Source organism: Streptomyces sp. NPDC049813 (assembly GCF_044465085.1).
In the GTDB taxonomy this organism is placed as follows: Bacteria; Actinomycetota; Actinomycetes; order Streptomycetales; family Streptomycetaceae; genus Streptomyces.
The window spans coordinates 134,504-160,992 of sequence record NZ_JBITLI010000015.1 but is presented as its reverse complement, the minus strand read 5'-3'; the positions used below and the strand labels follow the sequence as shown (position 1 = coordinate 160,992).

The window sequence follows — 26,489 nt, the reverse complement described above, 5'->3', positions numbered from 1 at the left end:
TCCGACATACCCCCTGCCCTCGTACGACGCCTTCCCGGCACCGAGGGCGGAGCCCCCTTGCCTCGTCTCTACCGCCCCGAAGAAATCGCCGAAGCCCTCGGCTGCTCCGCCTGGTGGGTCAAGGACCGGGCCCGACGCGGACTCATCCCGCACACCCGTGTCGGCCGCGCCTACCGCTTCACCGGCGCGCACCTCGCCGAGATCGTGCGCCTCCACGAAGAGTGCCCGAAGCGACCCGTCAGCAGCGCGCCGACGAGTCGGGCAGCGACAAGCCCTCCCTCGCGAACTCGTGCCGCCCGGCCTCCTGAGCCGACTACGGCCCCGACGCCAGGGCGTCTGCGGCCCCGACCGCCACGCCGCACCCAGTACGAGACCGTCGCGTAGCGCGCCCGCGCCCAGTCACAAGCCGAGAGCAGGGGAGGAAGACGGAAGTTGGGTTTCGCGGAGAAACGCGGAAACTACTGGCGCGGCCGGTACAAGACCGCGCCCGGCAAGCACCTCACAGTGGTCGACGACACCGGCAAGGCGATCCGATTCGCCACCAAGGGCGAAGCCCAGCGCGCCGCGAGCGAGGTCGAGAACAAGTACCGGCGCGGCGACTGGCGCGACCCGGCACTCGGCCAGGAGACCTTCGGCGAGTACGCGAACCGCTGGTACGGGGCCCAGGACCTGGCCGCCTCGACCATGCAGAACTACAAGCGCCACATCGAGGAGCACCTGCTCCCCGACTTCGAGGACAAGGCACTTGCCGGCATCCTGCGCACGGACGTCGACCTGTGGGAGAAGAAGGAGAAGGCCGTCTACGCGGCCTCCAGCGTCAAGACCTGGCGCTCGACGCTCCACCTGATCTTCGAGGACGCGATCGAAGAGGGTCTGATCACGTCCAACCCGGCCGCCAGACGGCGTGGACGCGGCAAGCGCGCCGGCCGCTCCCGCGACCGTGGCCCGGAGAAGGTCGTCACCGACCCGCTCGGCATCCTGTTGACCGCCGAACGAGCTGCCCTGCTCTCCGGCCGCGATGACGAGTTCGTCGCCGTCGTCCTCAAGGGCTACACCGGCATGCGCTGGGGCGAAATCGTCGGCTTGGAGACCGAGTTCGCCCGCCCCGGGGCCGTCCGCGTCGAGTGGCAGCTGTACGAACTCGACACCGGCGAGCTCGTGCGCTGCCCGCCCAAGGACGACAGCTACCGCACCATCGACGCGATGGACTGGCTGTCGGCCCTGGTCGCCAACCACGTCGCCCGTACGAAGCCGAAACCTTGCCCGTGTCACGGCAAGACCTACGTCTTCCGTGGCCAGGGCACGGCCCGCACTGGTGGCCACCACGGTGCGAAGCTCGTCGACGTCGCACGCCGCGCCGAGGTGTCCACAGGCACCGTCTCCAACGTCCTCAACCACCCCGACCGCGTGACCGAAGCCAAGCGGGCGAGGGTGGAGGAGGCCATCGTGGACCTGGGCTTCGTGCGGGGCGGCGCGGTGGCGCAGCACGCAGCCCACTGGCGCCGAAACGGATTCGCGACGTGGCTGTTCACGCCGGCGGTCTCCGGCTGGTACCCGAAGAAGGCACCGCAGGAAGCCCGCCCCGTAGCGCTCCTCGGTGAGCCGTGGCCCGGCGTCCCAGCCCGAGGGCGTGGCGCCAGACACCGGGCCGACGCCTGCTGGCTCCCGATCGCCAGGGGCCTCACACCCCACGGCCTCCGCCACACCCACCGAACGGTGATGGAGGATCTCGGTACCGAGAGGGTCCTCATGGACGACCGCATGGGCCACATCGACGGCTCCGTTTCGGCGCGCTATGCCCACGTCACCCCCGGGATGCGCACGCGCCTCATGCTCGGATTGACCGAGCAGTGGGAGACGGCACTCGACGCCCGCTTGGCGATGAGCCCCACGTCACCAGTGCGCGTACTCGGCGATGTCCTACGTGCGCGCAGGGAATCACGTCAGCCCGTGGAGTCCTAGCGGCGAATACGGCTGTGCCTCTGGCGGTCACCGCCGGAGGCACAGCCGTCTCTGGCGACGCCTTGTGGAGCAGCGTCAACCTCCTGGAAGTCACCTCGCTCCGGAGGTTATGGCAAACGCCCGGTGAGAGGGCCAGCAGACCTGGCTCAATAGGCACATGGAGATTGGCGAGCACTGGGTGTACCGCGCGAGGCCGAAGGACCTGGGCAGCGAGGTCCGCCAGGTGGAGGTCGTACGCGTGGGCGGCCCCGGCAGGTCTGGCTGGGTCCACGTGCGGTTCCTCGAAGGCGATGCCGCCGGCCTGCAGGAGTGGGTCAGTTCCGGCTCCCTGGTAGCACCGTGGGCGGACGTTGATACGTTCCGCGCGGATGACGCGGCGGAGCTGGCGCTGGCTGAGTCCTCTCGCCACGTCCGGGGCAGTAAGGAGTTCGAGGCCGCCCGCCTGATCCTCGGCTTCGTCCGCCCGAAGAACAGGCTGCGCCTGCGCCGAACGGTGGCCGACGCCGGGGTCCTGGAGCTGAGCCGCCTCGATGAGACGGCACCGCTCATCGGCATGGACGCAGCTGAACTCCGCGGCGACGCCATGGTCTACGAGAACCGCCACGGCATGTGCCTGGCTGGGTGGGCGGTCACCGAGCGGGTCGTCCGCCAGGTCGCCGGCCGCCTCGCCGACGAGATCCTTCCGGAGGTGGACCGCAAGCAACAGGGCATCGAGCAGGAGCGTGCCCAGTCCTCCTGGTACTCCTACAGTCGGCGGGACGACCGGAAGCTGGATGCGGAGGCAGCTGTCCTGCGAACCGTCCGGGCCTGGTGCGGCGAAGACAAGGCCGACCGCTACGACGAGTTGGTAGCCCTGCGCGCCGAGGTCATCCGGCTCGGAGAACTCGTCGAGAAAGCTGTCAAGGCCCTACGCGACCGAGGTCACGGTGTCATCGCCTCCACCATTGAGCGCGACCTTGGCGTCCATATCGCCACCCTTGATCCTGACGTGCGTCGATGACGCCGCGCCATGGGTCCAGCTCCGCCATGGGAGGCGCTGGCTGAGCCGGAGGCTTCTCCTTCTCCGGCCGGTCCGGGTGCCACCCGTCGAGGAACGGCCGCAGTTGCTTCTTCGTCGGCTCCGCGTGGAAGTCACGGGCGGCCAGGCCCTGGCCGTTCGTGGTGGGGTCGAGCTGATCGGCCTCCGAGTTTCCCCAAGCCGACCACTCACGCAGCCTCTCAGCTTCGGAGGCATCTTCCGACGCGGCGGCGACTTCAGCCAGCGCGGCGCAGAACGCCCGGATCTCACCTGCGGCCCGCCACTGTTCCAGGGCCGTGCCGAAGTGTTCGGCCCGTACGGCGTGAACCGCCTTGACCGAAGCCGCACTTACCGCGGCTTCCCACTCTCGCCGCTCGCGCTCCTCCCGCTCCGCCACCAGCCGCCGGCGCTCGGCCTCCTGACGCTCACGCTCCTCTCGCAGACGCCGCTGCTCCGCCTCTCGTTCCAGCCGGGCCCGCTCCTGCTCCTCCGCGCGTGCCTTCAACGCCCGGAAAATTGAAGCGATCTGCTCCTCCAACGGCTTCTTCGCCGTGTCGGCCCATTCCTTCTTCCAGCCGTAGCTGTAGCTGTAGCCCGAGTTCTCGCTGGCCAGCAGCTCCAGTTCGCCGGACGGCTCGGACTTGTGGGCTGGCGTAACCCGCTGCCAGTCGTACGTGCGTCGGCCCGGCTGCTTGGGGACGTACCGTACCTGCTTCTGCCGCTCGCGGAAGCCGACCTCGTACGTCCTGCCGTGAACAGTGAGCAGCGGCCTCGGCTGCCTGCGCTTCTTGGACACTGCGATCTCGCCGTACCGCGCGAGTGCCTGATCGGCGAGGAGCCGAATCAGCGCAAGCACCCTCGGGAGGACCTCCTCGGAGATCTCGAACGCGCTGTGGTCCTTGGTGACCGCGGCGAGCACGTCGTCGACGTCAGTGATCACACGGCTGCGCGCCAAACGGATCCGATTCCACTCGGTGTCGTCCTCACCGGTCACCCGGAGTAGGCCGAGGAAGAAGTCGCCCTTCGCCCGCCCGCTGTACTTCAGGTGATAACCCTCTGGAGCGCACTGCCGCGCCGCGTCGAACGCCCTGCGATACCGAGCCCGTTCCTCGGCACTGGGGTCCGGGATCCGAAGGAATCGTCCGGCCTTCTGCACCTGCGCGATGAGTGCCGGTCCGACAGCCGCCGGCGACGGGCGCGGAGGTTTCGCGGCACGCTTCGATACAGGCTTCGTCTCCGTCGGAGGATCGGCATCCTGCCGAGGGGCAGCGACAACCGGCGTCTCGGCTTCAGACGCCGCCGCGCGAGGCTTGCGTGGAGCCAGTTCTGGACGGTCGGGATGGTGACCGCGCTCCAGATAGAAGCGACCCGCGTCAGTGATCTCCGCCTGCCACCTCCCCTTCTTCCTGGGCATGGTCACCAAGCCCCGGTCTCTGAGCGCGCGAGCCGTGACGGCGAGCTCGGGGCTGTCAGAAGTGACGGGGTCGGTTCCGCCTCCGATGCGGGTGAGGAGCGCGAGCTGCCGGTCATTTAACGGAGACCAAGGGTGCATAGCGATCGTCGTACCGTCTCAGGTCTGCTTGGCACAAGCCGTGCAGTGACTCACTCGCGGCGCGAGGCGTACATCGCGCTAGGAGGCGGCGGAAGGCCACTGCTAGGGAGCCAACCTGGGAGCCGACTCCCGAAGATCACACCCAGTTGGCTCCCAAATGGCTCCCAAAACAGGGTCGAAACGCAAATCAGGCCCGGTACTGATCTCTCAGTACCGGGCCTCACCTGCTGTTTTGGCTGTCGGGGTGGCGGGATTTGAACCCACGACCTCTTCGTCCCGAACGAAGCGCGCTGCCAAGCTGCGCTACACCCCGATGTCGTTGCTCCGCTTCCCTGACCCGGATGGGTCGGTCGCGGCGACATCGATTACTTTAGCGGACCGGCGGCCTGAGACGAAATCCGGTTTTCGGGGCCCCGGATCTGGGGGCGGAACCGGTCCGCGGTGACCAGGAGCAGGGCCAGGACGTAGAAGGCCAGGCCGAAGATCACGGCGTTGCCCAGGACGCCCGCGTAGCCGTGGGCGTCGACGTCCAGGAACGGGTACGGGTAGCGCGCCGGGGTGCCCGGGGTCATGATCGCGCCGCGGATCAGGGCGAAGCCGAAGTAGGCCAGCGGGTAGGCGAGCCAGATGCCCGCGTGGCGCAGGCGCAGGGTCCCGGGGCGGGTCAGCAGGAGCCAGTCCAGGACGGCGCCGATCGGGGTGACCGTGTGCAGGAGCTGGTTCGAGACCTGACGCGCGCCGGTCATCGCGTGGTCGGGGTCGTCCGTCATCGAGAAGCCGCTGGCATCGTTCGCCAGGATCACGTGGTAGACGAGCCCGGTGATGCAGATGAAGAGGAGTGCGCCGCCTGTGAGCAGTCCTGGGAGGGGGCGGCGGGCCGTCGCCGCGCGGGCCGCCGACAGGATGAGGACGATCGCCAGCAGGATGTTGGACTGGATCGTGAAGTAGCTGAGGACGCGGAGCGCGCTGTCGCTGATCGCCAGGTCGATGACGATGCCGGTCACCGCCGCCAGCGCGATGAGAGCGCGGAAGGTGGCGGCCACCGGGCGGCGTCGTCGCGGGACCACTGCTTCCGCCGGTACCGAGCGGGCGCTTGAGGCACGGGGGTCGATCATCCACCCACCGTAGGACGGCGGGGTGGCGGGGAGCGACAGCGCGGGGCCCACGCCCATGCCGAGCCCGCCGTGCCGGGGTGTCTCTCCGGTGTGCCGCCCGGCGCCGCGCTGGTGGGCTGCGCCGGTGTGCCGCTCCGGCGTAACCGCCCGGACCCGCCCGCCGGGGGCCGCTCCGGCGTACCGCCCGGACCTGTCTCTGCCCCCAGCAGAACAACGCCTCACCCGGCCCCGCCGCTCACTACCGTCCCCGCTCATGACGACCGTCACCACGCGCACCATCGCATACTCCGCCGACGGCCTGAAGATGGCCGGTCACCTCGCGCTTCCAGCCGGTGGCGACCGCCGCCCCGCCGTCCTGGTCGGCCCCGAGGGCACAGGGCTCAGTGATGTCGAGCGGCGGCGGGCCGACGCGCTCGCCGAGCTGGGGTACGTGGCGTTCGCCTTCGACCTGCATGGCGGCGGGCGGTATCTGGCCGATCCCGAGGAGATGCTGGCCCGCTGCCTGCCGCTGCTCGCCGACCCCGGCCGGATGCGGGGCATCGGCCACGCGGCGCTCGACGTGCTCCGCGCCGAGCCGCGGACCGACCCGGGGCGGATCGCCGCCGTCGGCTACGGCACCGGGGGCGCCGTCGCGCTGGAACTCGGGCGGGACGGCGTCGACCTGCGCGCGATCGCGACGGTCAACGGGCTGACCACCGGCCGGCCGGGCGAGGCGGCCCGCATCCGTTGCCCGGTGTGGGCCGGGGTCGGATCGGAGGACCTGATCATGCCGCCCGCGCAGCGGGACGCGTTCGCCGCCGAGATGCAGGCCGCGGGCGTCGACTGGCGCCTCGTCGTCTACGGCGGCGCCCTGCAAGCCTTCCATCACCCGTCGGTCGACCACACGGTGCGCCCCGGCGTCGGCCACCACCCGCGCCACGCGCGGCGGGCCTGGCAGGACGTCGTCGGCCTGCTCGCCGAGTGCCTGCCCTTGACCGGAGCCCCGGCCACGCCCCCGGCTACGCGCCCGGCCGAGCCTCCGGCCACGCGCCCGGCCGAGCCCCCGGCCACGCCCTGGGCCGAGCGCACGCCCAAGCCCCCGGCCGAGCGCACGCCAGAGCCCCCAGTCACGCCCCGGGCCACGCCCCCATCGAGCCCGTAAGCCGGGCGCCTCAGCGACCCCGCGGCGCCGCCGTCAGCGTCAGCAGCGACGCCTCCGGCGGGCAGGCGAAGCGGACCGGGGTGTAGCGGTTGGTGCCGCAGCCCGCCGAGACGTGGAGGTACGACGTGTTGCCCTCGGCGGTGTGCCGGGACAGGCCCTTCACCCGGTCGGTGTCCAGGTCGCAGTTGGTGACGAGGGCGCCGTAGAAGGGGATGCAGAGCTGGCCGCCGTGCGTGTGGCCGGCCAGGACCAGCGGGTAACCGTCCGCGGTGAAGGCGTCGAGCGCCCGCAGGTACGGGGCGTGGACCACGCCGAGCGAGAAGTCGGGGCCGCTCAGCGGGCCGCCGGCCACCTCCGCGTAACGGTCGCGCTTGATGTGCGGGTCGTCGATGCCCGTCAGGCCGATCTCGGCGCCGGCCACCTTCAGGACGCCGCGGGTGTTGGTGAGGTTCAGCCAGCCCGCCTCGTCGAAGCCGTCGCGCAGGCCTTCCCACGGGTTGTGGATCACGCCGACGGCGGGCGCGTTGCCGTTCAGGCCGTGCTTGCCGCGGGTCTTGTTCACCAAGTAGCGGGCGGGGTTGAGGAACCGGGGCCCGTAGTAGTCGTTCGAGCCGAAGACGTACGCGCCCGGGAACTCCATCAGCGGGCCGAGCGCGTCCAGGACCTCGGGCACGGCCTCGGGGTCCGAGAGGTTGTCGCCCGTGTTGATGACGAAGTCGGGGCGCAGCCCGGCCAGCGAACGCAGCCAGCGCTGCTTCTTGCGCTGGTCGCTGACCATATGGATGTCGGAGACCTGGAGGACGCGCAGCGGGCGCATGCCCTGCGGCAGGACCGGGACCGTCACCCGGCGCAGCCGGAAGGAACGGGCCTCGAAACCGGCCGAGTAGGCCACTCCGGCGGCGCCCACGGCCGCGATGCCCGCCGTCACCTTCAAGGAGGTCTTCAGGGACGTCTTCAGCAGCTGGGACGTCTTCGAGGAAGCCTGCAAGGGAGCTTCGTATCGCACGCGCATGTCACCCATCGTGTCAGACCCGCCCGGCCCCGGAAATCGGCGGGCGCCGCTCCCCGCGCACCTGCGACAATCGGGCCATGACCACGCTCAAGTCGAAGCTGCAGGACGACCTCAACGCCGCGATCAAGGAGCGCGATGAGCTGCGCTCCTCGACGCTGCGGCTGACCCTCTCCGCGATCACGAACCAGGAGGTCGCGGGCACCGAGAAGCGGGAGCTCTCCGACGACGAGGTGCAGAAGGTGATCGCCAAGGAGGCGAAGAAGCGCCGCGAGGCCGCCGACGCGTTCGAGAAGGGCGGCCGTGCCGAGTCCGCGGCGCGCGAGCTGGCGGAGGGCGAGGTCCTCGCCGTGTACCTGCCGCAGCAGCTCAGCGACGCGGAGCTGGAGGAGATCGTCGGGCAGGCCGTGGCGGAGGCCAGGGCGGCCGGGGCCGAGGGGCCGCGGGCCATGGGCCAGGTCATGAAGATCGCCAACCCGAAGATCGCGGGCCGCGCCGAGGGCGGCCGGGTCGCCGCGACGGTGAAGCGCCTGCTCGCGAGCTGACCCGCGCGGGGCGCGACCCGGGTCGGTGACGCTGACCCGGGGCGCACGCGGGCGGTCCCCGTACAACCGGCCTCGTACAACCGGCCTCGTACAACCGGCCTCGTACAACCGGCCTCGTACAACCGGCCTCGTACAACCGACCCCGTACAACCGGCCCCGTTCAAGCGGTACGACGAAGGGGACGCCCTCACCGAGGGCGTCCCCTTCCTGCGTCCATGGGCGACGCGGCGGGTATCGGCGCCACCCGCCGTCACCCGGAGTCGAGCACCCCGGCAAGGGAAGCGCGGCGACAATCGGCCCCACCCGGCGTCACACCGAGTCGCGCACCCCCCGGCAGGGGAACCGCACGGGCCCGCCCGGGTCAGCGACCCCAGCCGCCCCCGTCACCGCTCCCCCCGTCACCGTTCCCCCCGTTCCCGTTCCCGCCGAACAGGCCCGGCGGGATGGAGAAGTGCGGCTGCGCGTCGCCGCCACCGTTCCCGGCGCCACCGTTGCCGCCGCCGGCACCCGGCTTGCCGTCGTCGTTCCCGTCGCCGTCCTGGCCCTTGTCCTTGTCCTTGTCCTTCTTCCCGTCGGGGATGTGGACGAGGGTGAACTTCGGCGCGGGCTTGCCGGACAGCGCCCCGGTCATGGCGCTGCGCCAGATCGGGCCCGGGGTGTCGGCGCCGTAGACCTCGCCGTGGTAGCGGCCGCCGATGGTGATGTCGGTCATCGGCACGTTCTGCTGCGCGCTGCCCACCCACACGGCGCCGGACAGGTTCGGCGTGTACCCCACGAACCAGGCGTTCTTACGGGCGTCGGTGGTACCGGTCTTGCCGGCGTTGTCCCGGTCCCCGAGTCCGGCCTCCTGACCGGTACCGGAGTCCACCACGCCGCTGAGCAGCGTGTTGATCTTGTCCGCGGTCCCCGTCGACATCGCGCGCGAGCATGACGACTTCGGCACCGGCAGCGCCTTGCCGCCGGGGCCCGTGATCGACTCCAGGGCGATCGGCGTGCAGTACGTGCCCTCGTTGGCGAAGGCGGCGTACGCGGAGGCCATCGTCAGCGGCGACAGACCCGTCGAACCGAGGGTCATCGACGAGGGCACCTCGGGCACCTTCGTCCCGTTGCCCTGCACCACGCCGAGCTTGTCGGTCATCTTGACGACCGGGCACATGCCGACGTCGCCGAGCATCTGCACGAAGTAGGTGTTGACCGACTTCTCCATGGCCTCCCTGAGCTGAAAGGGGCCGACCTCGGACTCGTTCTCGTTCTCCACCTTGTAGCCGCCGTCGTTGACCCACGGCTTGCCGCTGCACGTCTGCACCGTGCTCGGATACGGCATCTCGTACGGCGCCGGATACTCCTGCGTCGCGGGCTTGCCCTGCTCCAGCGCCGCGGCGGCGAGGAACGGCTTGAACGTCGAACCCGTCGGGAAGCCGAAGTTGGAGCCGCCGTACTTGTAGTCGACCGAGTAGTTGTACTCCGTCTCGTTCTTGCCGTAGCCGTACGGCTTCGACTGGCCCATGCCGAGGATCTTGCCCGTGCCGGGCTCGACCAGCGTGACCGCGGTGGCCACCGAGTCCGTCTTGTAGACGTTCTGCTTCACGGACGCCTGCACCGAGTTCTGCGACTGCGGGTCGAGCGTCGTCTTGATCGTCAGACCACCGCGGTCCCAGACCTTCGCGCGCTCCTCCTTCGTCTTGCCGAAGACGGGGTCGCTCTTGAAGACCTTCTCCACGTACTTGCAGAAGAAGGCCGCGCCCTTGACCGCCGTGATGCACCCGTTCTGCGGCCGGCTGACCTTCAGGCCGAGCGGGGTCTTCTTCGCGGCGGCGGCCTCGGTGGGCGAGATGTCGTGCACCTGCGCCATGCGCGTCAGCACGACGTTGCGCCGCTTGGTCGCCTCGGTCTCGTCGTTGACCGGGTCGTACCGGCTCGGCGACTGCACGATGCCGGCGAGCAGCGCCGACTCCTGGATGTTCAGGTCCTTGGCGTGCTTGGAGAAGTAGCGCTGGGCGGCCGCCTCGACGCCGTAGGCCTGCTGCCCGAAGTAGGTGATGTTCAGGTAGTTGGCGAGGATCTTCTTCTTGCCCAGCTCGTCCTCGACCTGGATCGCGTATTTGAGCTCGCGGACCTTGCGGCCGATCGTCTGCTGGGTGGCCTGCGCGACCTTGGTCGGGTCGTCGCCCGCCTCCTCGATGAAGACGTTCTTCACGTACTGCTGCGTCAGGGTGGAGGCGCCCTGGGAGACGCCGCCGTCGCGCGCGTTGGCGTTGATGGCGCGCAGGATGCCCTTCGCGTCGACGGCCCCGTGCTCGTAGAAGCGCGAGTCCTCGATCGCGACGAGCGCCTTCTGCATGTACGGCGAGATGGCGGAGAGCGGGACCACGGTGCGGTCGCGGGAGTAGACCGTCGCGATCTTGCCGCCCTGGTTGTCCAGGATCGTGGTGCGCTGACTCAGCGGCGGGGTCTTCAGATTGGCGGGGATCTCGTCGAACCCCTCGACGGAACCCTTGGCGGCCAGGCCGAGCGCGCCCGCGGCGGGCAGTGCGATGCCGGCGAGCACGGCGCCTGCGAGGACGCTGACGCCGAGGAACTTGGCGGCCTGTTGGGTCGGCGACAGACCGCCGCCGCTACCGGCCGAGCGCTTCTTTCCCATGCGGGGCAGCCTACGTGTCGATTCTCCGGACAGGCGTATATGCCTTGGCCTAAGCTGCACTCAACTGTCACAGCAGTGCGGTCACGTATCAAGACGTGGGACGAACCCGAATCGTTCCCGGCATTTTTTCCGGTGCCTCTTGTAGTCATTCCCGGACCCTCCTGCGGCCCCCCGCGCGGGACCCGCCGGGTGTCCGGAATCGCCTTGTGTGTCGTTCGGCGTCCCTTGTGGTCTCAGTGAACCGTCCCGATTTGCCGGGGTTATTACGCATGTCCCCCGGTCACTCCGTCGGGTGATCTGCCGCTTACGCATAGTCCGTTCGGGCCATCCAAGATTGGGCCCGAAGGGGGTGTTGCGCTGTGCCCACCTTCCGTAACGTCCTCAACTGGCGGCGGTGAATATGCCGCTGCCGCCGTGGGGGAGCCTCGATTCGGGAGAGGACGGCGCCGGTATGGGCTGGGTAGTCGACTGGAGTGCGCAGGCGGCCTGCCGCACTACCGATCCGGATGAACTGTTCGTACAAGGAGCAGCGCAGAACCGGGCGAAGGCGGTGTGCACGGGATGTCCCGTGCGGACCGAGTGCCTGGCGGACGCGCTGGACAACCGCGTCGAGTTCGGCGTGTGGGGCGGCATGACGGAGCGGGAGCGCCGGGCACTGCTGCGCAGGCGTCCGACGGTCACGTCGTGGCGCCGGCTCCTGGAGACGGCACGGACGGAGTACGAGCGTGGCGCGGGCCTGCTGCCCGCGGAGCTCGAGGACGACGAGACGTACGAGAGGTACGCGGCCGTCGGCTAGCGGGCGGCCCGGCCCGCGCCTCGTCGCCCGGGCCGCGCGACTCGCCGCTCCGGCACGTACGGCCTACGCGTCGGTGGCCGGGGTGTCGTCGGCCGCGAGACGTTCTCCGACGTCCCGCAGGCCCGCCAGGTCGTGGACGTCGCCGGGCAGCGCCGCGACCTCGGTCACGGCGACCTCGGGATGCAGCGCGGTGAAGCGGTCACGCGTGCGCCGTTCACGCGCGACCACCTGCATGCGCTCGGCGTGCAGGCGCAGCAGTCCAGCGGTCAGGTGCTCTGCGGTCAGGTGCTCTGCGGACTGTTGTTCCGCGGTCGTCTGGTGCTCCGCGGACTGTTGCTCCGCGGTCGTCAGGTGCTCCGCGGACTGTTGTTCCGCGGTCGTCAGGTGCTCCACGGTCAAGTGCTCCGCGGTCGTCAGGTGCTCTGTGGACGGGTCGTCCGTGGACGGTCGCTCCGTGGTCGGTCGTCGCTCCGCGGACGGTCGCTCCGAGGCCGGGTCGGACGGGCGCTCCGCCGCGGTGGGGGAGTCCGATGCGGCGGCGGGCGGGGTCGACGGAGTAGTACGACCGTCTTTCTTCCCTACCGGCTGATCGACAATGCGGCGCTCGTCAAGATTTTCCGCGGCGGCCAGCGCGCGCTCGGCGGAGAGCCCGCCCGCGTCGCTGGCGTGCACCCGGTTGAGCACGAGCCCGGCGAGCGGCATCCGCTCGGCGGCGAGCCGCTCCACGAAGTACGCGGCCTCGCGCAGCGCGTCCCGCTCCGGCGCGGCCACCACGAGGAACGCGGTGCCGGGCGCCTGGAGCAGCTTGTACGTGGCGTCGGCGCGGGTGCGAAAGCCGCCGAACATGGTGTCCATCGCGGCGACGAACGTCTGCACGTCCCGCAGGAGTTGGCCGCCGAGCAGCTTGCCGAGGGCGCCGGTCATCATCGACATCCCGACGTTCAGGAACTTCATGCCCGCGCGCCCGCCGACCTTCGCCGGGGCCATCAGGACCCGGATCAGCTTCCCGTCGAGGAACGAGCCGAGCCGCTTGGGCGCGTCCAGGAAGTCCAGCGCGGAGCGGGACGGCGGGGTGTCCACGACGATCAGGTCCCACTCGTCGCGGGCCCGCAGCTGCCCCAGCTTCTCCATCGCCATGTACTCCTGCGTGCCCGCGAAGCCCGCGGAGAGCGACTGGTAGAAGGGGTTGGAGAGGATCGCCTCGGCCCGTGCCCCGTCCGCGTGCGCCTCGACGATCTCGTCGAAGGTGCGCTTCATGTCCAGCATCATGGCGTGCAGTTCGCCGCCCTCCGCCCCTTCGGCGGTGACGATGTCCTTGACCCGGCGCGGCGTGTTGTCGAGCGAGTCGATGCCCATGGACTGGGCTAGCCGGCGGGCCGGGTCGATGGTGAGCACGACGACCTTGCGCCCGCGCTCGGCGGCGCGCAGCCCGAGCGCGGCGGCGGTCGTCGTCTTGCCCACGCCGCCGCTGCCGCAGCAGACCACGATGCGGGTCTTCGGGTCGTCGAGCAGCGGGTCGACGCGGAGCGTGCCCGCAGGATCGAGCGTCATCGAACGGTCCCCTGAATCCCTTGCTGTCGCAGTTCCCCGGCGAGCGTGTACAGGCCCGGCACGTCCAGCCCCTCGGTGAGCAGCGGCAGTTCGTGCAGCGGCAGCCCGGCCTCGGTGAGCAGTTCGCGCTGGGCGCCCTCCAGGGCGTACCGCTCCGCGTACTCCCCGGCCTGCGCGAGCAGCGGCTCCACGAGCGTGTCGGCGCCGCCGAGCCCGGCCGACGCGAGCGCCTCGGTGACGGCGGGGCGCACCGAGGGGTCGCGGCTCAGCTCCACGGCGGGCTCGCCCAGCAGGGCGGGCCGCACCATGTTCACCATGATCCGTCCCACCGGGAGCTGCGCGGCGCGCAGGTCGGCGACCCCGTCGAGGGTCTCCTGCACCGGCATCTCCTCCAGCAGGGTGACCAGGTGCACGGCCGTCTCCCGGGACTTGAGGACCCGCATGACCGCCTGCGCCTGGTTGTGTATCGGGCCCATCCTGGCGAGCCCGGCGACCTCGTCGTTCACGTTCAGGAAGCGCGTGATGCGGCCTGTCGGCGGGGCGTCCATCACGACGTGGTCGTACGCGTAGCCGCCCTGCTTCTCCTTGCGGCGCACCGCCTCGCAGGCCTTGCCGGTCAGGAGCACGTCCCGCAGGCCCGGCGCGATCGTGGTCGCGAAGTCGATGGCGCCCAGCTTCTTCAGGGCGCGTCCGGCGCCGCCGAGCTTGTAGAACATCTGGAGGTAGTCGAGCAGCGCCAGCTCGGGATCGATGGCGAGCGCGTGCACCTCCCCGCCGCCGGGGGCGACGGCGATCTTCCGCTCCTCGTAGGGGAGCACCTCCGTCTCGAAGAGCTGTGCGATGCCTTGTCTGCCCTCCACCTCCACCAGGAGAGTGCGCTTGCCCTCGGTCGCGAGGGCGAGCGCGAGTGCGGCGGCGACCGTGGTCTTTCCGGTACCGCCCTTGCCGCTGACGACCTGGAGCCTGCTCACGTATTCGAGCCTAACCAGTGAGCGACCGGATCACGCAGGAGCCTGGGGAACGAGACCGGCCGTTGTGGCCGATACAGTCGGCCCCATGGCTAAGAAGTGGGAATACGCGACCGTGCCGCTCCTCGTGCACGCGACGAAGCAGATCCTCGACACCTGGGGCGAGGACGGCTGGGAGCTGGTCCAGGTCGTGCCGGGGCCCAACAACCCGGAGCAGCTGGTGGCGTACCTGAAGCGGGAGAAGGCGGCGTGAGCGGGAACGTCGAGGCGCGGCTCGCCGAGCTCGGTCTGACCCTGCCGCCCGTCGTCCCGCCGGTCGCGGCCTACCAGCCGGCGGTCCGTTCCGGGGTGTACGTGTACACGGCCGGGCAACTGCCCATGGTCGACGGCAAGCTGCCGCTGACCGGCAAGGTCGGCGACGAGGTCACCGCGGACCAGGCCAAGGAGCTGGCCCGCACCTGTGCGCTGAACGCGCTGGCCGCGGTCAAGTCGGTCGCCGGTGACCTGGACCGCGTCGCGCGGGTCGTGAAGGTCGTCGGCTTCGTCGCCTCCGCGACCGACTTCACCGGCCAGCCCGGCGTCATCAACGGCGCCAGCGAGCTGCTCGGCGAGGTCCTCGGCGACAAGGGCGTGCACGCGCGCAGCGCGGTCGGCGTCGCGGTGCTGCCGCTGGACGCGCCGGTCGAGGTCGAACTCCAGGTGGAGCTGACCGAGGCGTAGTGCTCCGGCGGACGCAGGTGAACTCCGGCTCCAGGGGTGGAGGTCACCTGCGTGTTGTACCCGGGGAGGCTCGGGTGAGCTTCAGGTGGAGGTCGCCTGCGTGTTGTACCCGGGGAGGCTCGGGTGAGCTTTAGGTGGAGGTCGCCTGCGTGTTGTACCCGGGGAGGCTCGGGTGAGCTTCAGGTGGAGGTCGCCTGCGTGTCGCGCCCTCGCAGGCGCCGGTGACGGGCGGGCTCTCGAACATCAGCCCGTCACCGGATAGCCTCCGGCCATGGCAGACGGGCAGTGGTATCCCCCCGAGTGGCCCGAGCGCATCCGCGCCCTGGCCGCCGGCACGCTGGTCCCGGCGGCGCCCCGGCGCGCCGCGACCGTGATGCTTTTGAGGGACGCGTGGGGCGTCGGGGGCGCCGGGAGTGCCGGGGACGCGCGTGGCGCCGGTGACGCGGGTGGTGCGCGTGGCGCGGACGGTGCGCATGACGCAGGCGGTGCGCATGGCGCGAGTGGTGCGGGTGACGCGGATGACGCGGATGGCGTGCATGGCGCGCGTGACGCCGACGGTGCGCATGGCGCGGGTGACCCGCGTGGCGTCGAGGTGCACATGCTGCGGCGGCGCACCTCCATGGCCTTCGCCGCCGGCGCGTACGCCTATCCCGGCGGCGGCGTCGACCCGCGGGACGACGACCGGCAGCTCCGCTGGGCCGGGCCCACGCGCGCGGAGTGGGCCGCGCGCCTCGCCGTGCCGGACGGGCAGGCCGCCCAGGCCATCGTCTGCGCCGCGGTGCGCGAGACCTTCGAGGAGGCGGGCGTGCTGCTCGCCGGGCCCACCCCGGACACCGTCGTCGACGACACGACGGGCGACGACTGGGCCGCCGACCGGCAGGCGCTGATCGCGCGGGACCTGTCCTTCGCCGCGTTCCTGCACCGCCGCGGCCTCGTGCTCCGCTCCGACCTGCTGGGCGCGTGGGCGCGCTGGATCACCCCGGAGTTCGAGCCGCGCCGCTACGACACCTGGTTCTTCGTGGCCGCGCTCCCGCCTGGCCAGCGCACCAGCGACGACTCCTCGGAGGCCGACCGCACAGTGTGGATCCGCCCGCACCGGGCCGCGTCGGCCTACGACCGGGGCGAACTGTCGATGATGCCGCCGACGATCGCCACGCTGCGGGCGCTGAGCGCGTACGACTCCGTGGCCGGCGCGCTGGCCGGGGCGGCGGCGCGCGACCTGACCCCCGTCCTGGCCCAGGCCCGCCTGGCGGACGGCGAACTGGTGCTGTCCTGGCCGGGACACGACGAGTTCACGAAACACATCCCGACGGCGCCGGGCGGGCAGGAGCGGCCGGAGGGTGCCGTGCCCGAGCGGCCGCCGGGCACCGCGTCTGAGTATCCGGAGGGTTCTGCGCCTGAGCGGCCGGAGGGTGCCGCGCCCGAGAGGCCGCCGGGCGCCGCGCCTGAGGGGCCGGAGGGTGCCGTGCCCGAGAGGCCGGAGGATTCCGCGCCTGAACGACCGCCGGGCACCGCGCCTGAGCGGCCGGAGGGTTCTGCGCCTGAGCGGCCGGAGGGTTTCCCGCCCGAGAGGCTGGAGGGTGCCGCGCCTAAGCGGCCGCCGGGCACCGCGCCTGAGCATCCGGAGGGCTCCGCGCCTGAGCGGCCGGAGGGTCTCCCGCCCGAACGCCCGCCGGGCACCGCCCCCGAGCGCCCGCCGGGCACCGCCCCCGAGCGCCCGCCGGGCGGCTCCGCGCACCCGTCGTCGCCCACGGCTCCACCCCCGTCGGCGACCCCCGCCCACACCCCCACCCAGACCGAAGGGTCCCGCTGATGACCGAGGCCGCCGCCCTGCCCGGGCAGCCGCGCGGCGGGGTCCTCTCCGGCCCCGCCACCGCCCGCGCCGTCAACGTCCTCGCGCCGAACGCGTCCGCGATGACCCTCGACGGCACCAACACCTGGCTCGTCGCCGAGCCCGACAGCGATCTCGCCGTCGTCATCGACCCGGGCCCGCTGGACGAGGCCCACCTCGCGCACGTGATCGCCACCGCCGAGCGGGCGGGCCGCCGTATCGCCCTCACTCTGCTCACCCACGGCCACCCCGACCACGCCGAAGGCGCGGGCCGGTTCGCCGAACTGACCGGGACGAAGGTGCGGGCCCTCGACCCGGCGCTGCGCCTCGGCGACGAGGGGCTCGGCGCCGGGGACGTGATCGAGACGGGCGGCCTGGAGCTGCGCGTCGTGCCGACCCCCGGCCACACCGCGGACTCCCTCTGCTTCCACCTCCCCGCCGACCGGGCCGTGCTGACCGGGGACACGGTCCTCGGCCGCGGCACCACCGTCGTCGCCCATCCGGACGGCCGCCTCGGCGACTACCTCGACTCACTGCGCCGCCTGCGGTCCCTGACCGTCGACGACGGGGTGCACACGGTGCTGCCGGGCCACGGCCCGGTCCTGGAGGACGCGCAGGGGGCGGTCGAGTTCTACCTCGCGCACCGCGCCCACCGCCTCGCCCAGGTGGAGACCGCCGTCGAGAACGGGCACGCGTCCGCCTCCGCGGTCGTCTCGCACGTCTACGCCGACGTGGACCGCTCCCTGTGGCCGGCCGCGGAGCTCTCCGTCCTGGCCCAGCTGGAGTACCTGCGCGAACACGGCCTGATCCCGAGCGCGTAGCGGCTCAGACGCGCTCCTCCCGGGGCTCCAGCGGCCAGGTGACGCCCATCGCGGCGAGCCGCGGCGGGTCCGCGATGATGTCGACCCCGCTGACCCAGCCCTCGCGGAACGTGAGGACGAGGACCGAGACGACCTGCCCCCGGGGCGCCTGCACGATGCCCACGCCGTCGCCGACGAACGCGGCGCACGCCGTGTCCACCAGCTGACCGAAGTACGTGGCCTGCCCGGCCACCTCCAGGGCGCCCCGCACCAGCTTGGAGGCCGTGCCGGGGCCCGCGTCGACCCGCAGCAGCACGTCCGGGTCGAGGAGCGCCAGCAGCGCCTCGAAGTCGCCTGCGCGGGTCGCGGCGAGCCACGCCTCGACGACCTCACGCTGACGGGCCAGGTCGGTCGTGGCCGGGATGGTGGCGCCCCGCACCCGGCGCCTGGCCCGGCTGGCCAGCTGCCGGGTCGCCGCCGGGGTCCGCTCGACGATGGGCGCGAGCTCTTCGAACGGCACCGCGAACATGTCGTGCAGCACGAACGCGAGCCGCTCCGCGGGCGCAAGCGTGTCGAGCACGACGAGCAGCGCGAGGCCCACGGAGTCCGCGAGTTCGGCCTCCTGACCCGGGTCCGCGGGCCGCACCACGACATCGGGGACACGGGTCTCGGCCCCGCCCGGTTCGAGCGGGTCCTCCCGGCGGGAGGTGCGGGTGCGCAGCATGTCCAGGCAGATCCGCCCGACGACGGTGGTGAGCCAGCCGCTCAGGTTCTGTACGCCATTGATCCCGGCGCCGGAATCGGATTCGGAACCGGTATCGATATCGGCGTCGGCCCCGGCGCTCTCGCCGGCACTGTCACCGCCGCCGACGCGGTCGCCGACGCGGTCGGCGGCGCGGTCGGCGGCGCGGTCGGCGGTGCGCTGCAACCGCAGCCAGCTCTCCTGGACCGCGTCCTCGGCCTCGCTCAACGACCCGAGCATCCGGTACGCGACGGACCGCAGCCGCCCGCGCTCCGCTTCGAAGCGGGCGGCCAGCTCGGCCGTCGGGGGGTGCGTGGAGGCGTCCACGTGTACGGCCGCGGCCGTGGCCGCATACGTGGAGGCGGGCTGTTCCGCGGAGTGCGTCATGCCGGATTTCCTTCCGGACAAGCGGCCGGGCCGCTACGAAGACGGGCCCCGCCACGCTATGTGGCGAGACCCGGCTACGTAGAGGCGTAAGAACTCAGCGCGAGCGCTTGGCGAGGCGCTCGACGTCCAGCAGGATCACCGCGCGGGCCTCCAGGCGCAGCCAGCCGCGGCCCGCGAAGTCGGCCAGCGCCTTGTTCACGGTCTCGCGGGAGGCGCCGACCAGCTGGGCCAGCTCCTCCTGCGTCAGGTCGTGCACGACGTGGATGCCCTCCTCGGACTGCACGCCGAACCGGCGCGACAGGTCGAGCAGCGCACGGGCCACCCGGCCCGGCACGTCGGAGAAGACCAGGTCGGACATCTGGTCGTTGGTCTTGCGCAGCCGCCGGGCGACCGCGCGCAGCAGGGCGGCGGCCACCTCCGGGCGCGCGTTCAGCCAGGGCTGGAGGTCGCCGTGGCCGAGGCCCAGCAGCTTGACCTCGGTCAGCGCGCTGGCGGTCGCGGTCCGCGGGCCGGGGTCGAACAGCGACAGTTCGCCGATCAGCTCGCCGGGGCCGAGCACGGCCAGCATGTTCTCGCGGCCGTCGGGGGATGTGCGGTGGAGCTTCACCTTGCCTTCGGTGACCACGTAGAGGCGGTCTCCGGGGTCGCCCTCGTGAAACAGGGCATCGCCGCGCGCGAGGGTCACCTCACTCATGGAGGCGCGGAGCTCCGCGGCCTGCTCGTCATCGAGCGCCGCGAAGAGCGGGGCGCGCCGCAGAACGTCGTCCACGAGTTTCTCTCCTATGTCGCCTGCACTGTGGGGTACGGATGTTTCCCGCCACCCATTTTGCCGGACGGTCCAAACAGTGTGATCAGTCACTCAGACACAAGTCTGCCGCACCTGCGTCACAACCCGACGGGGAGGGGGCCAATCGGGGGCCGATCCCCAGGCTCCGGGGCGGATGTCGGTGGCGGGCTCTAGGCTGGACGGGTGTCCAAAAAGCCGGTGACCACGCAGGCAGAGGGGGCTGGAACGGTGGCGGAGAGGCACGATTCCGCTGTGGGCGAACAGGAGCGGGCTGGAGCTCGGTCCACCGGAGCGACCCCACCCCGACCCCCGTCCGAACAGGGAAAGGCCGCCCAGCACATGCCCGCCAAGAAGCGAGCCGCCACGAAGAAGACGCCGGCCGGGACCGCAGGGGCGGCCCCCGCCGCCTCGAAGACGGCCTCCGCCGCCTCGAAGACGGCCCGCCCGGCCAAGCCCGAGTCGCGCACTGCCCTGGTGCGCAGGGCGCGGAAGATCGACCGCGAGCTGGCCGAGACGTATCCGTACGCCCACCCGGAGCTGGACTTCGAGAACCCCTACCAACTGGTCGTCGCCACGGTGCTGTCCGCGCAGACGACGGACTTGAGGGTCAATCAGACGACGCCGGCGCTGTTCGCCGCGTACCCGACCCCGGAGGACCTCGCCGCGGCCGACCCGGAGAAGGTCGAGGAACTGATCCGGCCGACCGGGTTCTTCCGGGCCAAGACGAAGTCGATCATGGGTCTGGCCAAGGCGCTGACCGAGGACTTCGGGGGTGAGGTGCCCGGCCGGGTCGAGGACCTGGTCAAGCTGCCCGGGGTGGGCCGCAAGACGGCGTTCGTGGTGTTGGGCAACGCGTTCGGGCGGCCCGGGATCACCGTGGACACCCACTTCGGCCGGCTCGTCCGCCGCTGGAAGTGGACCGAGGAGACCGACCCCGACAAGGTCGAGAAGGCGGTCGGCGAGCTGTTCCCGAAGAGTGACTGGACGATGCTCAGCCACCACGTCATCTTCCACGGCCGCCGCATGTGCCACGCCCGCAAACCGGCCTGCGGCGTCTGCCCGATCGCCCCGCTGTGCCCCGCGTACGGAGAGGGCGAGACGGACCCGGAGAAGGCGAAGAAGCTGCTCAAGTACGAGAAGGGCGGCTTCCCCGGCCAGCGCCTCAAGCCCCCGCAGTCGTACCTGGACGCGGGCGGCATCCCGGCCCCGCCGCTGGGCGGCACCCCCGGCGGCACGGCCGGGTGACGCGAGACGCGAGACACGATGGGGGTGACATCTCGCGACGGCGGAACGAAACGGGGACGGTCAGGCGTTGGGCCAGTCACGACGGGTACGGGGGCGGCGGGATGAAGCACGTGAGCGAGATGAAGCGGGTGAGCGGGAGCGGCGCGCCGAGCGGTGACACCGCCGGATCCGGTCACGCCGCGAGGGAGTACGCGGGGTCCGGTGACCTCGGGGCCGCCGCGAGCGTGGCCGGGGACGTGCCCGGCGCGGCGTCACCCCTGGCCGGGGCCGGTGGGAGCGACCCCGCAGGGGGACTGCCGCACGTGCCGGACGTCGTGCTGCGCACCGCAGGGCTGCCCGCCTGGCTCGTCCCCGTCGCGGACGCGGCCCGCACCCTCCGCGGCGACCAGCTGAGCCGCTTCCTGCCGCCCGAGGACGGCGGCGGCCGGCAGTCCGCCGTGCTGGTCCTCTTCGGCGAGGGCGAGCGCGGCCCCGAGCTGCTCCTGATGGAGCGCGCGGGCTCACTCAGATCGCACGCGGGGCAGCCCTCCTTCCCCGGCGGCGCCCTCGACCCCGAGGACGGGGACCCGCGGACCGAGGGCCCGCTGCGGGCCGCGCTGCGCGAGGCCTGGGAGGAGACGGGGCTCGACCCGCGAGGCGTCCAGCTCTTCGGCGTGCTGCCGCGGCTGTACATCCCGGTGAGCGGGTTCGTGGTGACGCCGGTGCTCGGCTGGTGGCGGGTGCCGACCCCGGTCGCGGCGGTCGACCCGGCGGAGACGGCCCGCGTCTTCACGGTCCCGGTGGCGGATCTCACGGACCCGGCGAACAGGGCGACGACGGTCCACCCCAGCGGCCACCGCGGCCCCGCGTTCCTCGTCGAGTCCGCCCTGGTCTGGGGTTTCACGGCCGGGGTGATCGACCGGATCCTGCACCACGCGGGGTGGGAGCGCCCGTGGGACCGGGCCAAGACGGTCCCGCTCGACTGGCGCGCATGACAGGGTTGCCCCCGTGCCGTGCCGTCCCGGGGACCGCCCCCGGAACTCCGGCGCGGAAGTGGACACGTGCGATGCGAGGCGAGGCCGGGATTCGGTGAACGTGCTGGACATTCTGCTGCTCGCGGCCGCCGTCTGGTTCGCGATCGTGGGCTACCGCCAGGGCTTCGTCGTCGGCGTCCTGTCGGTGATCGGCTTCCTGGGCGGCGGCCTCGTCGCGGTCTACGCGCTGCCCGCCGTCTGGGGCGCCGCCACCAGCGACGCCCAGGTCACCACGGTCGCCGCGGTCGTCGCCGTCGTCGTCGTGATCGTCTGCGCCTCGGTCGGCCAGGCCTTCACCACCCACCTGGGCAACAAGCTGCGGCGGTACATCACCTGGTCCCCGGCCCGCGCCGTCGACGCGACGGGCGGCGCCCTGGTCAACGTGGGGGCGATGCTCCTGGTCGCCTGGCTCATAGGCTCCGCCCTCGCCGGTACGGCGCTGCCCACCCTCGGCACCGAGGTGCGCGGCTCCAAGGTGCTGCTCGGGGTCGCGCGGGTGCTGCCCACCCAGGCGGACACCTGGTTCGCCGACTTCTCCTCCACGCTCGCGCAGAACGGTTTCCCCCAGGTCTTCAGCCCGTTCGCGAACGAGCCGATCACCGAGGTCCGGGCGCCCGACCCGGCGCTCGCGCACAGCCGGGCCGCACGCACCGCCCAGCGCTCGATCGTCAAGGTCGTGGGGCAGGCGCCCAGTTGCGGCAAGGTCCTCGAAGGCACCGGCTTCGTCTTCTCCGACCGCCGCGTGATGACGAACGCGCACGTGGTCGGCGGCGTCGACGAGCCCACCGTGCAGATCGGCGGTGAGGGCATCAAGTACGACGCCAAGGTCGTGCTCTACGACTGGAAGCGCGACATCGCCGTCCTGGACGTGCCTGAGCTGACGGCGCCCCCGCTGCGGTTCACGGCGACGGACGCGGAGCGCGGCGGCGGCGCGATCGTCGCGGGCTTCCCGGAGAACGGCGCGTACGACGTGCGCCCCGCGCGCGTGCGCGGCCGCATCACCGCGGACGGCCCCGACATCTACCACCGCGGCACGGTTAAGCGCGGCGTCTACTCGCTGTACGCGACGGTCCGTCAGGGCAACTCCGGCGGCCCGCTGCTGACCCCGGACGGCCAGGTCTACGGCGTGGTCTTCGCCAAGTCCCTGGACAACACGGAGACGGGCTACGCGCTCACCCGGGACGAGATCGACACCGACATCACCCAGGGACGCCGGGCGGTCCAGCAGGTCGACACGGACGCCTGCGCCCTGTAACCGCACCCGGGGCCGCGCGCACGGCACGGCCCGCCGCCAGCCAGGTACGCGGAAGGCCCTCGGGTCCGTAGCAACCCTGAGGTACGTGGAAAGCCCCGGGTACGCAGCACCCCTGAGGTACGCGGAAAGCCCGCAGGTACGTAGTAGCCCTGAGGCAGGTGAGGAGTCAGCCGCGCCCGCTGTGGCGCAGCCGGGCCGACACCCACCGGGCCCGCCGCCGCAGGATGCGCGGAATGCCCAGCCGGGGGTCGTGCGCCACGTACTCCTGCGGCGCCCCCCTCTGGAAAGAGCCCAGCGTCATCGCTGGGCGGCGATTGCGTGCTGCGTCACTGTAGTCGTGCGTCCAGCCCATACACCGACGTCTGCCCGGGCCCCATGGTCGGTAACCTCGCGCACGCCCCCCAAATTGGCCTATGCGGCAGGCATTTGGCTGTTCGTAGGACAGGCGTTCCCACCCGGGTCCCGGTCGCTCACCGGTCGGGTTCGGGGTCCCGCAGCCAGCTCACCAGTTCCTTGGAGAACGCGGCCGGATCCTCCTCGTGCGGGAAGTGGCCGAGGCCGTCGAAGAGCCGCCACCGGTACGGCGCTTCGACGTACTCGCCGGACCCCGCGGCGCTGCGCGTACGCATCACCGGGTCGAGCGAGCCGTGCAGATGCAGCGTGGGCACCCGCACCGGACGCTTCATGCGCCGGTTGAACTGGATGCCGTCGGGCCGCGCCATCGAGCGCACCATCCACCGGTACGGCTCGATCGAGCAGTGCGGGGTCGACGGGATGGACATGGCCCGCTGGTAGGTCTCGACGGTCTCGTCGTCGGGCTGTCGCGGCCCCGACCAGTCGCGGACCAGGCGGCCCACCAACGCCGCGTCGTCGGCCGCCAGTTGCCGCTCGGGCAGCCACGGCCGCTGGAAGCCCCAGATGTACGACCCCGCGGTGGTCTGCTTCACGTCGGACAGCATGGCCGAGCGCCAGCGGCGCGGGTGCGGCATCGAGGAGACGGCGAGCCGGCGCACCAGCTTGGGCCGCATCACCGCCGCCGTCCACGCGAGGTAGCCGCCGAGGTCGTGCCCGACCAGCGCGGCGTCCGGCTCGCCGAGCGAGCGCACCACCCCGGTGATGTCGAGCGCGAGGTTCGCGGGGTCGTACCCGCGCGGCGTACGGTCGCTGCCGCCCACGCCCCGCAGGTCCATCGCGACGGCCCGGAACCCGGCGTCGGCGAGGGCGCCCAGCTGGTGGCGCCACGTCCACCAGAACTGCGGGAAGCCGTGCAGCAGCAGCACGAGCGGCCCGTCGCCCAGCTCCGCGATGTGGAAGCGCGCGCCGTTCGCCGCGACGTCCCGGTGGATCACGTCGTAACCACCGGGGACGTCGAGCCGTACGACAGAGGAAGGCGGTTGGGCCGAAGGAGTGGCGGGGTCCGTCATGAAGACGAGCGTGCCACAGCCTCGATGGCCTCGGGGACACGGTCGTCGGCCGTCACCTGACGGGGGTGCGGCTTGGCGTTCTGCAGTACGCCCGCCGACTCCTTGACCGAGGCGGCGACCTTCTGCGGGCCCTTGCCCTTCTTGGCCTTCTTGGCGAAGGTCGAGCCGATCAGCGCGAGCAGCCCGGCGAGGAGCAGGCTGGCGGCGAAGGAGAGCAGGAAGCACCAGGCGAGGTTCCAGCCGCCGTTGCCGTTGTGCCCGCCCGTCCAGGCGTTGATGCCGTAGGCGAGCGCGAAGCTCAGCATCGGCAGCGAGAAGATCAACACCGTCAGCGCCGCCGAGAAGGCGCCACCGCTGACCGCGCCCTTCTTCACGTCCTGCTTGAGCTGCGCCTTCGCGAGGGCGATCTCGTCGTGCACCAGTGCGGACATCTCGGTCGTCGCCGAGGCGAACAGCTGGCCGATGCTGCGTTCGGCGCCGACTGTGCTGACCGTGCTGCCGTCGGGTGCGCTCATCGCGTACTCCCTGTTCTCCTGTAGAAGCCTGTGGATGCTCCGGATGTGCGGACTTGTTGTCAGATCATGCCGGACGCTCGCCCCCGGCGCCTTCCCCGGCCGCCACTTCGGCAAGCCTTCGGTGCTCCGCGGCCTTCTCCTCGTGGAGCGCCGCCATCCGCAGGTGGTACTCCGGACGGCCCACCTGGTAGATGTCGGGCACCCCGTCCTCGTCCTCGTCGCGCTCCTCCGCCTCCCACAGGGCCCGGTACTTGGCGTTGCGGATCTTCAGCAGGACGCCGCTGATCAGCGCCGCGATGACGGAGCCGACGAGCACGGCGGCCTTGACCTCGTCGGTGAGCAGGGCGTCGTCGGCGAAGGCGAGTTCGCCGATCAGCAGTGAGACGGTGAAGCCGATCCCGGCGAGCGAGGCGACCGCGAACACGTCGGGCCAGGCCAGCTCGGAGGAGAGCGAGGCGCTGGTGAAGCGGGCCGTCAGCCAGGTGCCGCCGAAGATGCCGAGGGCCTTGCCGACGACGAGGCCGAGCACCACCCCGAGCGTCTCGGGCCGGGCGAACACGTCGCCGAGCGCACCACCGGAGACCATCACACCCGCGCTGAACAGGGCGAACAGCGGCACCGCGAAACCGGCCGAGAGCGGGCGCACCAGATGCTCGATGTGCTCGCCGGGGGAGTACGCCTCACCCTCCCGGCGGTGGCAGCGCAGCATCAGCCCCATGGCGACACCGGCGATCGTGGCGTGGACGCCGCTGTTGTACATCAGCCCCCAGATGACGAGGGCCAGCGGCACGTAGACGTACCAGCCGCGGACACCCTTGCGCAGCAGCACCCAGAAGAGGAGGAGACCGGCGGCGGCGCCGCCGAGCGCGGCGAAGTTCAGGTCGTCGGTGAAGAAGACCGCAATGATCAGGATGGCCAGGAGGTCGTCGACGACCGCCAGGGTGAGCAGGAAGGCGCGCAGGGCGCCGGGCAGCGAGGTGCCGATGACGGCGAGGACGGCCAGCGCGAACGCGATGTCGGTCGCGGTCGGCACCGCCCAGCCGCCGAGGGACCCGTCCCCGAAGGCGTTCACCAGGGTGTACACCAGGGCGGGCGCGGCCATGCCGCAGACGGCGGCGACGACCGGGAGAGCGGCGGCGCGGGGATCGCGCAGGTCGCCCGCGACGAGTTCGCGTTTGAGTTCGATGCCGGCGACGAAGAAGAAGACGGCCAGGAGGCCGTCGGCGGCCCAGTGTTCGAGCGAGAGGTTCAGGCCGAGCGCGCCGGGCCCCAGATGGACGTCGCGGACGGTCTCGTAACTGTGGTGCAGCGCCGGAACGTTCGCCCAGACGACCGCCGCGACGGCGGCGACGAGCAGCAGCAGCCCGCCGACGGTCTCGGTCCGCAGGGCGTCGGTCAGGTAGGTCCGCTCGGGCAGGGAGAGCCGGCCGAAGATGGTGCGGTCGCTTTTCTGGGGGGCGCTCACTGAGGGG

The 26,489-nt window shown here is 71.7% G+C and carries 23 protein-coding genes, 1 tRNA gene and 2 pseudogenes; 13 read left to right on the top strand and 13 right to left on the bottom strand.

Going from position 1 to position 26,489, the window contains the following annotated elements:
* Positions 1 to 6: 6 nt before the first annotated feature.
* The 3 genes from ACIBW6_RS27710 to ACIBW6_RS27700 all read left to right on the top strand — a co-directional run bounded on the left by ACIBW6_RS27710 (position 7) and on the right by ACIBW6_RS27700 (position 2,962).
* A complete protein-coding gene (locus tag ACIBW6_RS27710) occupies positions 7 to 384 on the top strand; it encodes a helix-turn-helix domain-containing protein (protein WP_399064254.1) in 378 nt (125 codons plus the stop codon).
* Positions 385 to 432: 48 nt separating this feature from the next.
* Positions 433 to 1,962, top strand: coding sequence for a LacI family DNA-binding transcriptional regulator (locus ACIBW6_RS27705; RefSeq protein ID WP_399064197.1), 1,530 nt, complete (start codon positions 433 to 435; stop codon positions 1,960 to 1,962).
* Positions 1,963 to 2,119: 157 nt separating this feature from the next.
* Positions 2,120 to 2,962, top strand: coding sequence for a PE-PGRS family protein (locus ACIBW6_RS27700; RefSeq protein ID WP_399064195.1), 843 nt, complete (start codon positions 2,120 to 2,122; stop codon positions 2,960 to 2,962).
* Here the strand turns inward: ACIBW6_RS27700 and ACIBW6_RS27695 are convergent.
* From ACIBW6_RS27695 to ACIBW6_RS27685, 3 genes are all read right to left on the bottom strand, one after another.
* Positions 2,892 to 4,394, bottom strand: coding sequence for a PE-PGRS family protein (locus tag ACIBW6_RS27695; RefSeq protein ID WP_399064194.1), 1,503 nt, complete (start codon positions 4,392 to 4,394; stop codon positions 2,892 to 2,894). The genes ACIBW6_RS27700 and ACIBW6_RS27695 overlap by 71 nt on opposite strands.
* Positions 4,395 to 4,771: 377 nt before the next feature.
* Positions 4,772 to 4,845, bottom strand: a tRNA-Pro gene (locus tag ACIBW6_RS27690).
* 52 nt (positions 4,846 to 4,897) lie between these two features.
* On the bottom strand, positions 4,898 to 5,647 hold the full coding sequence (locus tag ACIBW6_RS27685; RefSeq protein ID WP_399064193.1) for a Pr6Pr family membrane protein: 750 nt from the start codon (positions 5,645 to 5,647) through the stop codon (positions 4,898 to 4,900).
* 253 nt (positions 5,648 to 5,900) lie between these two features.
* On the opposite strand from ACIBW6_RS27685, the pseudogene ACIBW6_RS27680 reads away from it, so the two are divergent.
* A pseudogene (locus ACIBW6_RS27680) lies at positions 5,901 to 6,623 on the top strand (dienelactone hydrolase family protein); the annotation flags it as partial.
* A 175-nt stretch (positions 6,624 to 6,798) separates the two neighbouring features.
* On the opposite strand, the gene ACIBW6_RS27675 reads toward ACIBW6_RS27680, so the two are convergent.
* A complete protein-coding gene (locus tag ACIBW6_RS27675) occupies positions 6,799 to 7,809 on the bottom strand; it encodes a metallophosphoesterase (protein WP_399064192.1) in 1,011 nt (336 codons plus the stop codon).
* Between the two features lie 68 nt (positions 7,810 to 7,877).
* On the opposite strand from ACIBW6_RS27675, the gene ACIBW6_RS27670 reads away from it, so the two are divergent.
* On the top strand, positions 7,878 to 8,342 hold the full coding sequence (locus ACIBW6_RS27670; RefSeq protein WP_399064191.1) for a GatB/YqeY domain-containing protein: 465 nt from the start codon (positions 7,878 to 7,880) through the stop codon (positions 8,340 to 8,342).
* A gap of 361 nt (positions 8,343 to 8,703) precedes the next feature.
* Here ACIBW6_RS27670 and ACIBW6_RS27665 read toward each other — a convergent pair whose 3' ends face one another.
* Entirely contained in the window at positions 8,704 to 10,983 is a 2,280-nt protein-coding gene (locus ACIBW6_RS27665) for a transglycosylase domain-containing protein (protein ID WP_399064190.1), read from the bottom strand.
* Between the two features lie 451 nt (positions 10,984 to 11,434).
* Between ACIBW6_RS27665 and ACIBW6_RS27660 the strand changes: the two genes are divergently transcribed.
* On the top strand, positions 11,435 to 11,779 hold the full coding sequence (locus ACIBW6_RS27660) for a WhiB family transcriptional regulator (protein ID WP_363192615.1): 345 nt from the start codon (positions 11,435 to 11,437) through the stop codon (positions 11,777 to 11,779).
* Between the two features lie 63 nt (positions 11,780 to 11,842).
* On the opposite strand, the gene ACIBW6_RS27655 is transcribed toward ACIBW6_RS27660, so the two are convergent.
* Both ACIBW6_RS27655 and ACIBW6_RS27650 read right to left on the bottom strand, forming a co-directional pair.
* Positions 11,843 to 13,330, bottom strand: a complete 1,488-nt coding sequence (locus tag ACIBW6_RS27655; protein WP_399064188.1) for an ArsA family ATPase — start codon at positions 13,328 to 13,330, stop codon at positions 11,843 to 11,845.
* On the bottom strand, positions 13,327 to 14,301 hold the full coding sequence (locus ACIBW6_RS27650) for an ArsA-related P-loop ATPase (protein ID WP_399064186.1): 975 nt from the start codon (positions 14,299 to 14,301) through the stop codon (positions 13,327 to 13,329). The genes ACIBW6_RS27655 and ACIBW6_RS27650 overlap by 4 nt, the downstream gene beginning before the upstream one ends.
* An 85-nt stretch (positions 14,302 to 14,386) precedes the next feature.
* Between ACIBW6_RS27650 and ACIBW6_RS27645 the strand changes: the two genes are divergently transcribed.
* From ACIBW6_RS27645 to ACIBW6_RS27630, 4 genes and pseudogenes are all read left to right on the top strand, one after another.
* Positions 14,387 to 14,551, top strand: coding sequence for a DUF4177 domain-containing protein (locus ACIBW6_RS27645; RefSeq protein WP_107498797.1), 165 nt, complete (start codon positions 14,387 to 14,389; stop codon positions 14,549 to 14,551).
* Positions 14,548 to 15,018, top strand: coding sequence for a RidA family protein (locus ACIBW6_RS27640; protein WP_399064184.1), 471 nt, complete (start codon positions 14,548 to 14,550; stop codon positions 15,016 to 15,018). Before ACIBW6_RS27645 ends, ACIBW6_RS27640 begins: the two co-directional genes overlap by 4 nt.
* A 271-nt stretch (positions 15,019 to 15,289) precedes the next feature.
* Positions 15,290 to 16,330 (top strand): annotated as a pseudogene (locus ACIBW6_RS27635) (NUDIX hydrolase); the annotation flags it as partial.
* Between the two features lie 500 nt (positions 16,331 to 16,830).
* On the top strand, positions 16,831 to 17,670 hold the full coding sequence (locus ACIBW6_RS27630; RefSeq protein WP_399064182.1) for an MBL fold metallo-hydrolase: 840 nt from the start codon (positions 16,831 to 16,833) through the stop codon (positions 17,668 to 17,670).
* 4 nt (positions 17,671 to 17,674) lie between these two features.
* Here the strand turns inward: ACIBW6_RS27630 and ACIBW6_RS27625 are convergent, their stop codons facing one another.
* Both ACIBW6_RS27625 and ACIBW6_RS27620 read right to left on the bottom strand, forming a co-directional pair.
* On the bottom strand, positions 17,675 to 18,778 hold the full coding sequence (locus ACIBW6_RS27625) for a sigma factor (protein ID WP_399064180.1): 1,104 nt from the start codon (positions 18,776 to 18,778) through the stop codon (positions 17,675 to 17,677).
* 94 nt (positions 18,779 to 18,872) lie between these two features.
* Positions 18,873 to 19,547 carry a Crp/Fnr family transcriptional regulator gene (locus ACIBW6_RS27620; RefSeq protein ID WP_016642758.1) on the bottom strand — a complete coding sequence of 225 codons (675 nt, stop codon included), beginning with the start codon at positions 19,545 to 19,547 and terminating at the stop codon, positions 18,873 to 18,875.
* 357 nt (positions 19,548 to 19,904) lie between these two features.
* On the opposite strand from ACIBW6_RS27620, the gene nth reads away from it, so the two are divergent.
* The 3 genes from nth to ACIBW6_RS27605 all read left to right on the top strand — a co-directional run bounded on the left by nth (position 19,905) and on the right by ACIBW6_RS27605 (position 23,078).
* Positions 19,905 to 20,810: an endonuclease III gene (gene nth, locus ACIBW6_RS27615; protein WP_399064178.1), complete on the top strand. Its 906-nt coding sequence runs from the start codon at positions 19,905 to 19,907 to the stop codon at positions 20,808 to 20,810.
* Between the two features lie 110 nt (positions 20,811 to 20,920).
* On the top strand, positions 20,921 to 21,784 hold the full coding sequence (locus tag ACIBW6_RS27610) for an NUDIX hydrolase (protein ID WP_399064176.1): 864 nt from the start codon (positions 20,921 to 20,923) through the stop codon (positions 21,782 to 21,784).
* Positions 21,785 to 21,878: 94 nt separating this feature from the next.
* Complete coding sequence (locus tag ACIBW6_RS27605; protein WP_399064174.1) at positions 21,879 to 23,078, top strand: MarP family serine protease; 1,200 nt, start codon at positions 21,879 to 21,881, stop codon at positions 23,076 to 23,078.
* A gap of 166 nt (positions 23,079 to 23,244) precedes the next feature.
* On the opposite strand, the gene ACIBW6_RS27600 is transcribed toward ACIBW6_RS27605, so the two are convergent.
* The 4 genes from ACIBW6_RS27600 to nhaA all read right to left on the bottom strand — a co-directional run bounded on the left by ACIBW6_RS27600 (position 23,245) and on the right by nhaA (position 26,482).
* Positions 23,245 to 23,430, bottom strand: coding sequence for a hypothetical protein (locus ACIBW6_RS27600; RefSeq protein ID WP_399064172.1), 186 nt, complete (start codon positions 23,428 to 23,430; stop codon positions 23,245 to 23,247).
* Positions 23,431 to 23,548: 118 nt separating this feature from the next.
* Positions 23,549 to 24,502: an alpha/beta fold hydrolase gene (locus ACIBW6_RS27595; protein WP_399064170.1), complete on the bottom strand. Its 954-nt coding sequence runs from the start codon at positions 24,500 to 24,502 to the stop codon at positions 23,549 to 23,551.
* Complete coding sequence (locus ACIBW6_RS27590; protein ID WP_399064168.1) at positions 24,499 to 25,017, bottom strand: phage holin family protein; 519 nt, start codon at positions 25,015 to 25,017, stop codon at positions 24,499 to 24,501. The genes ACIBW6_RS27595 and ACIBW6_RS27590 overlap by 4 nt, the downstream gene beginning before the upstream one ends.
* A 64-nt stretch (positions 25,018 to 25,081) precedes the next feature.
* On the bottom strand, positions 25,082 to 26,482 hold the full coding sequence (gene nhaA / locus ACIBW6_RS27585) for a Na+/H+ antiporter NhaA (protein ID WP_399064166.1): 1,401 nt from the start codon (positions 26,480 to 26,482) through the stop codon (positions 25,082 to 25,084).
* Positions 26,483 to 26,489: the final 7 nt, after the last annotated feature.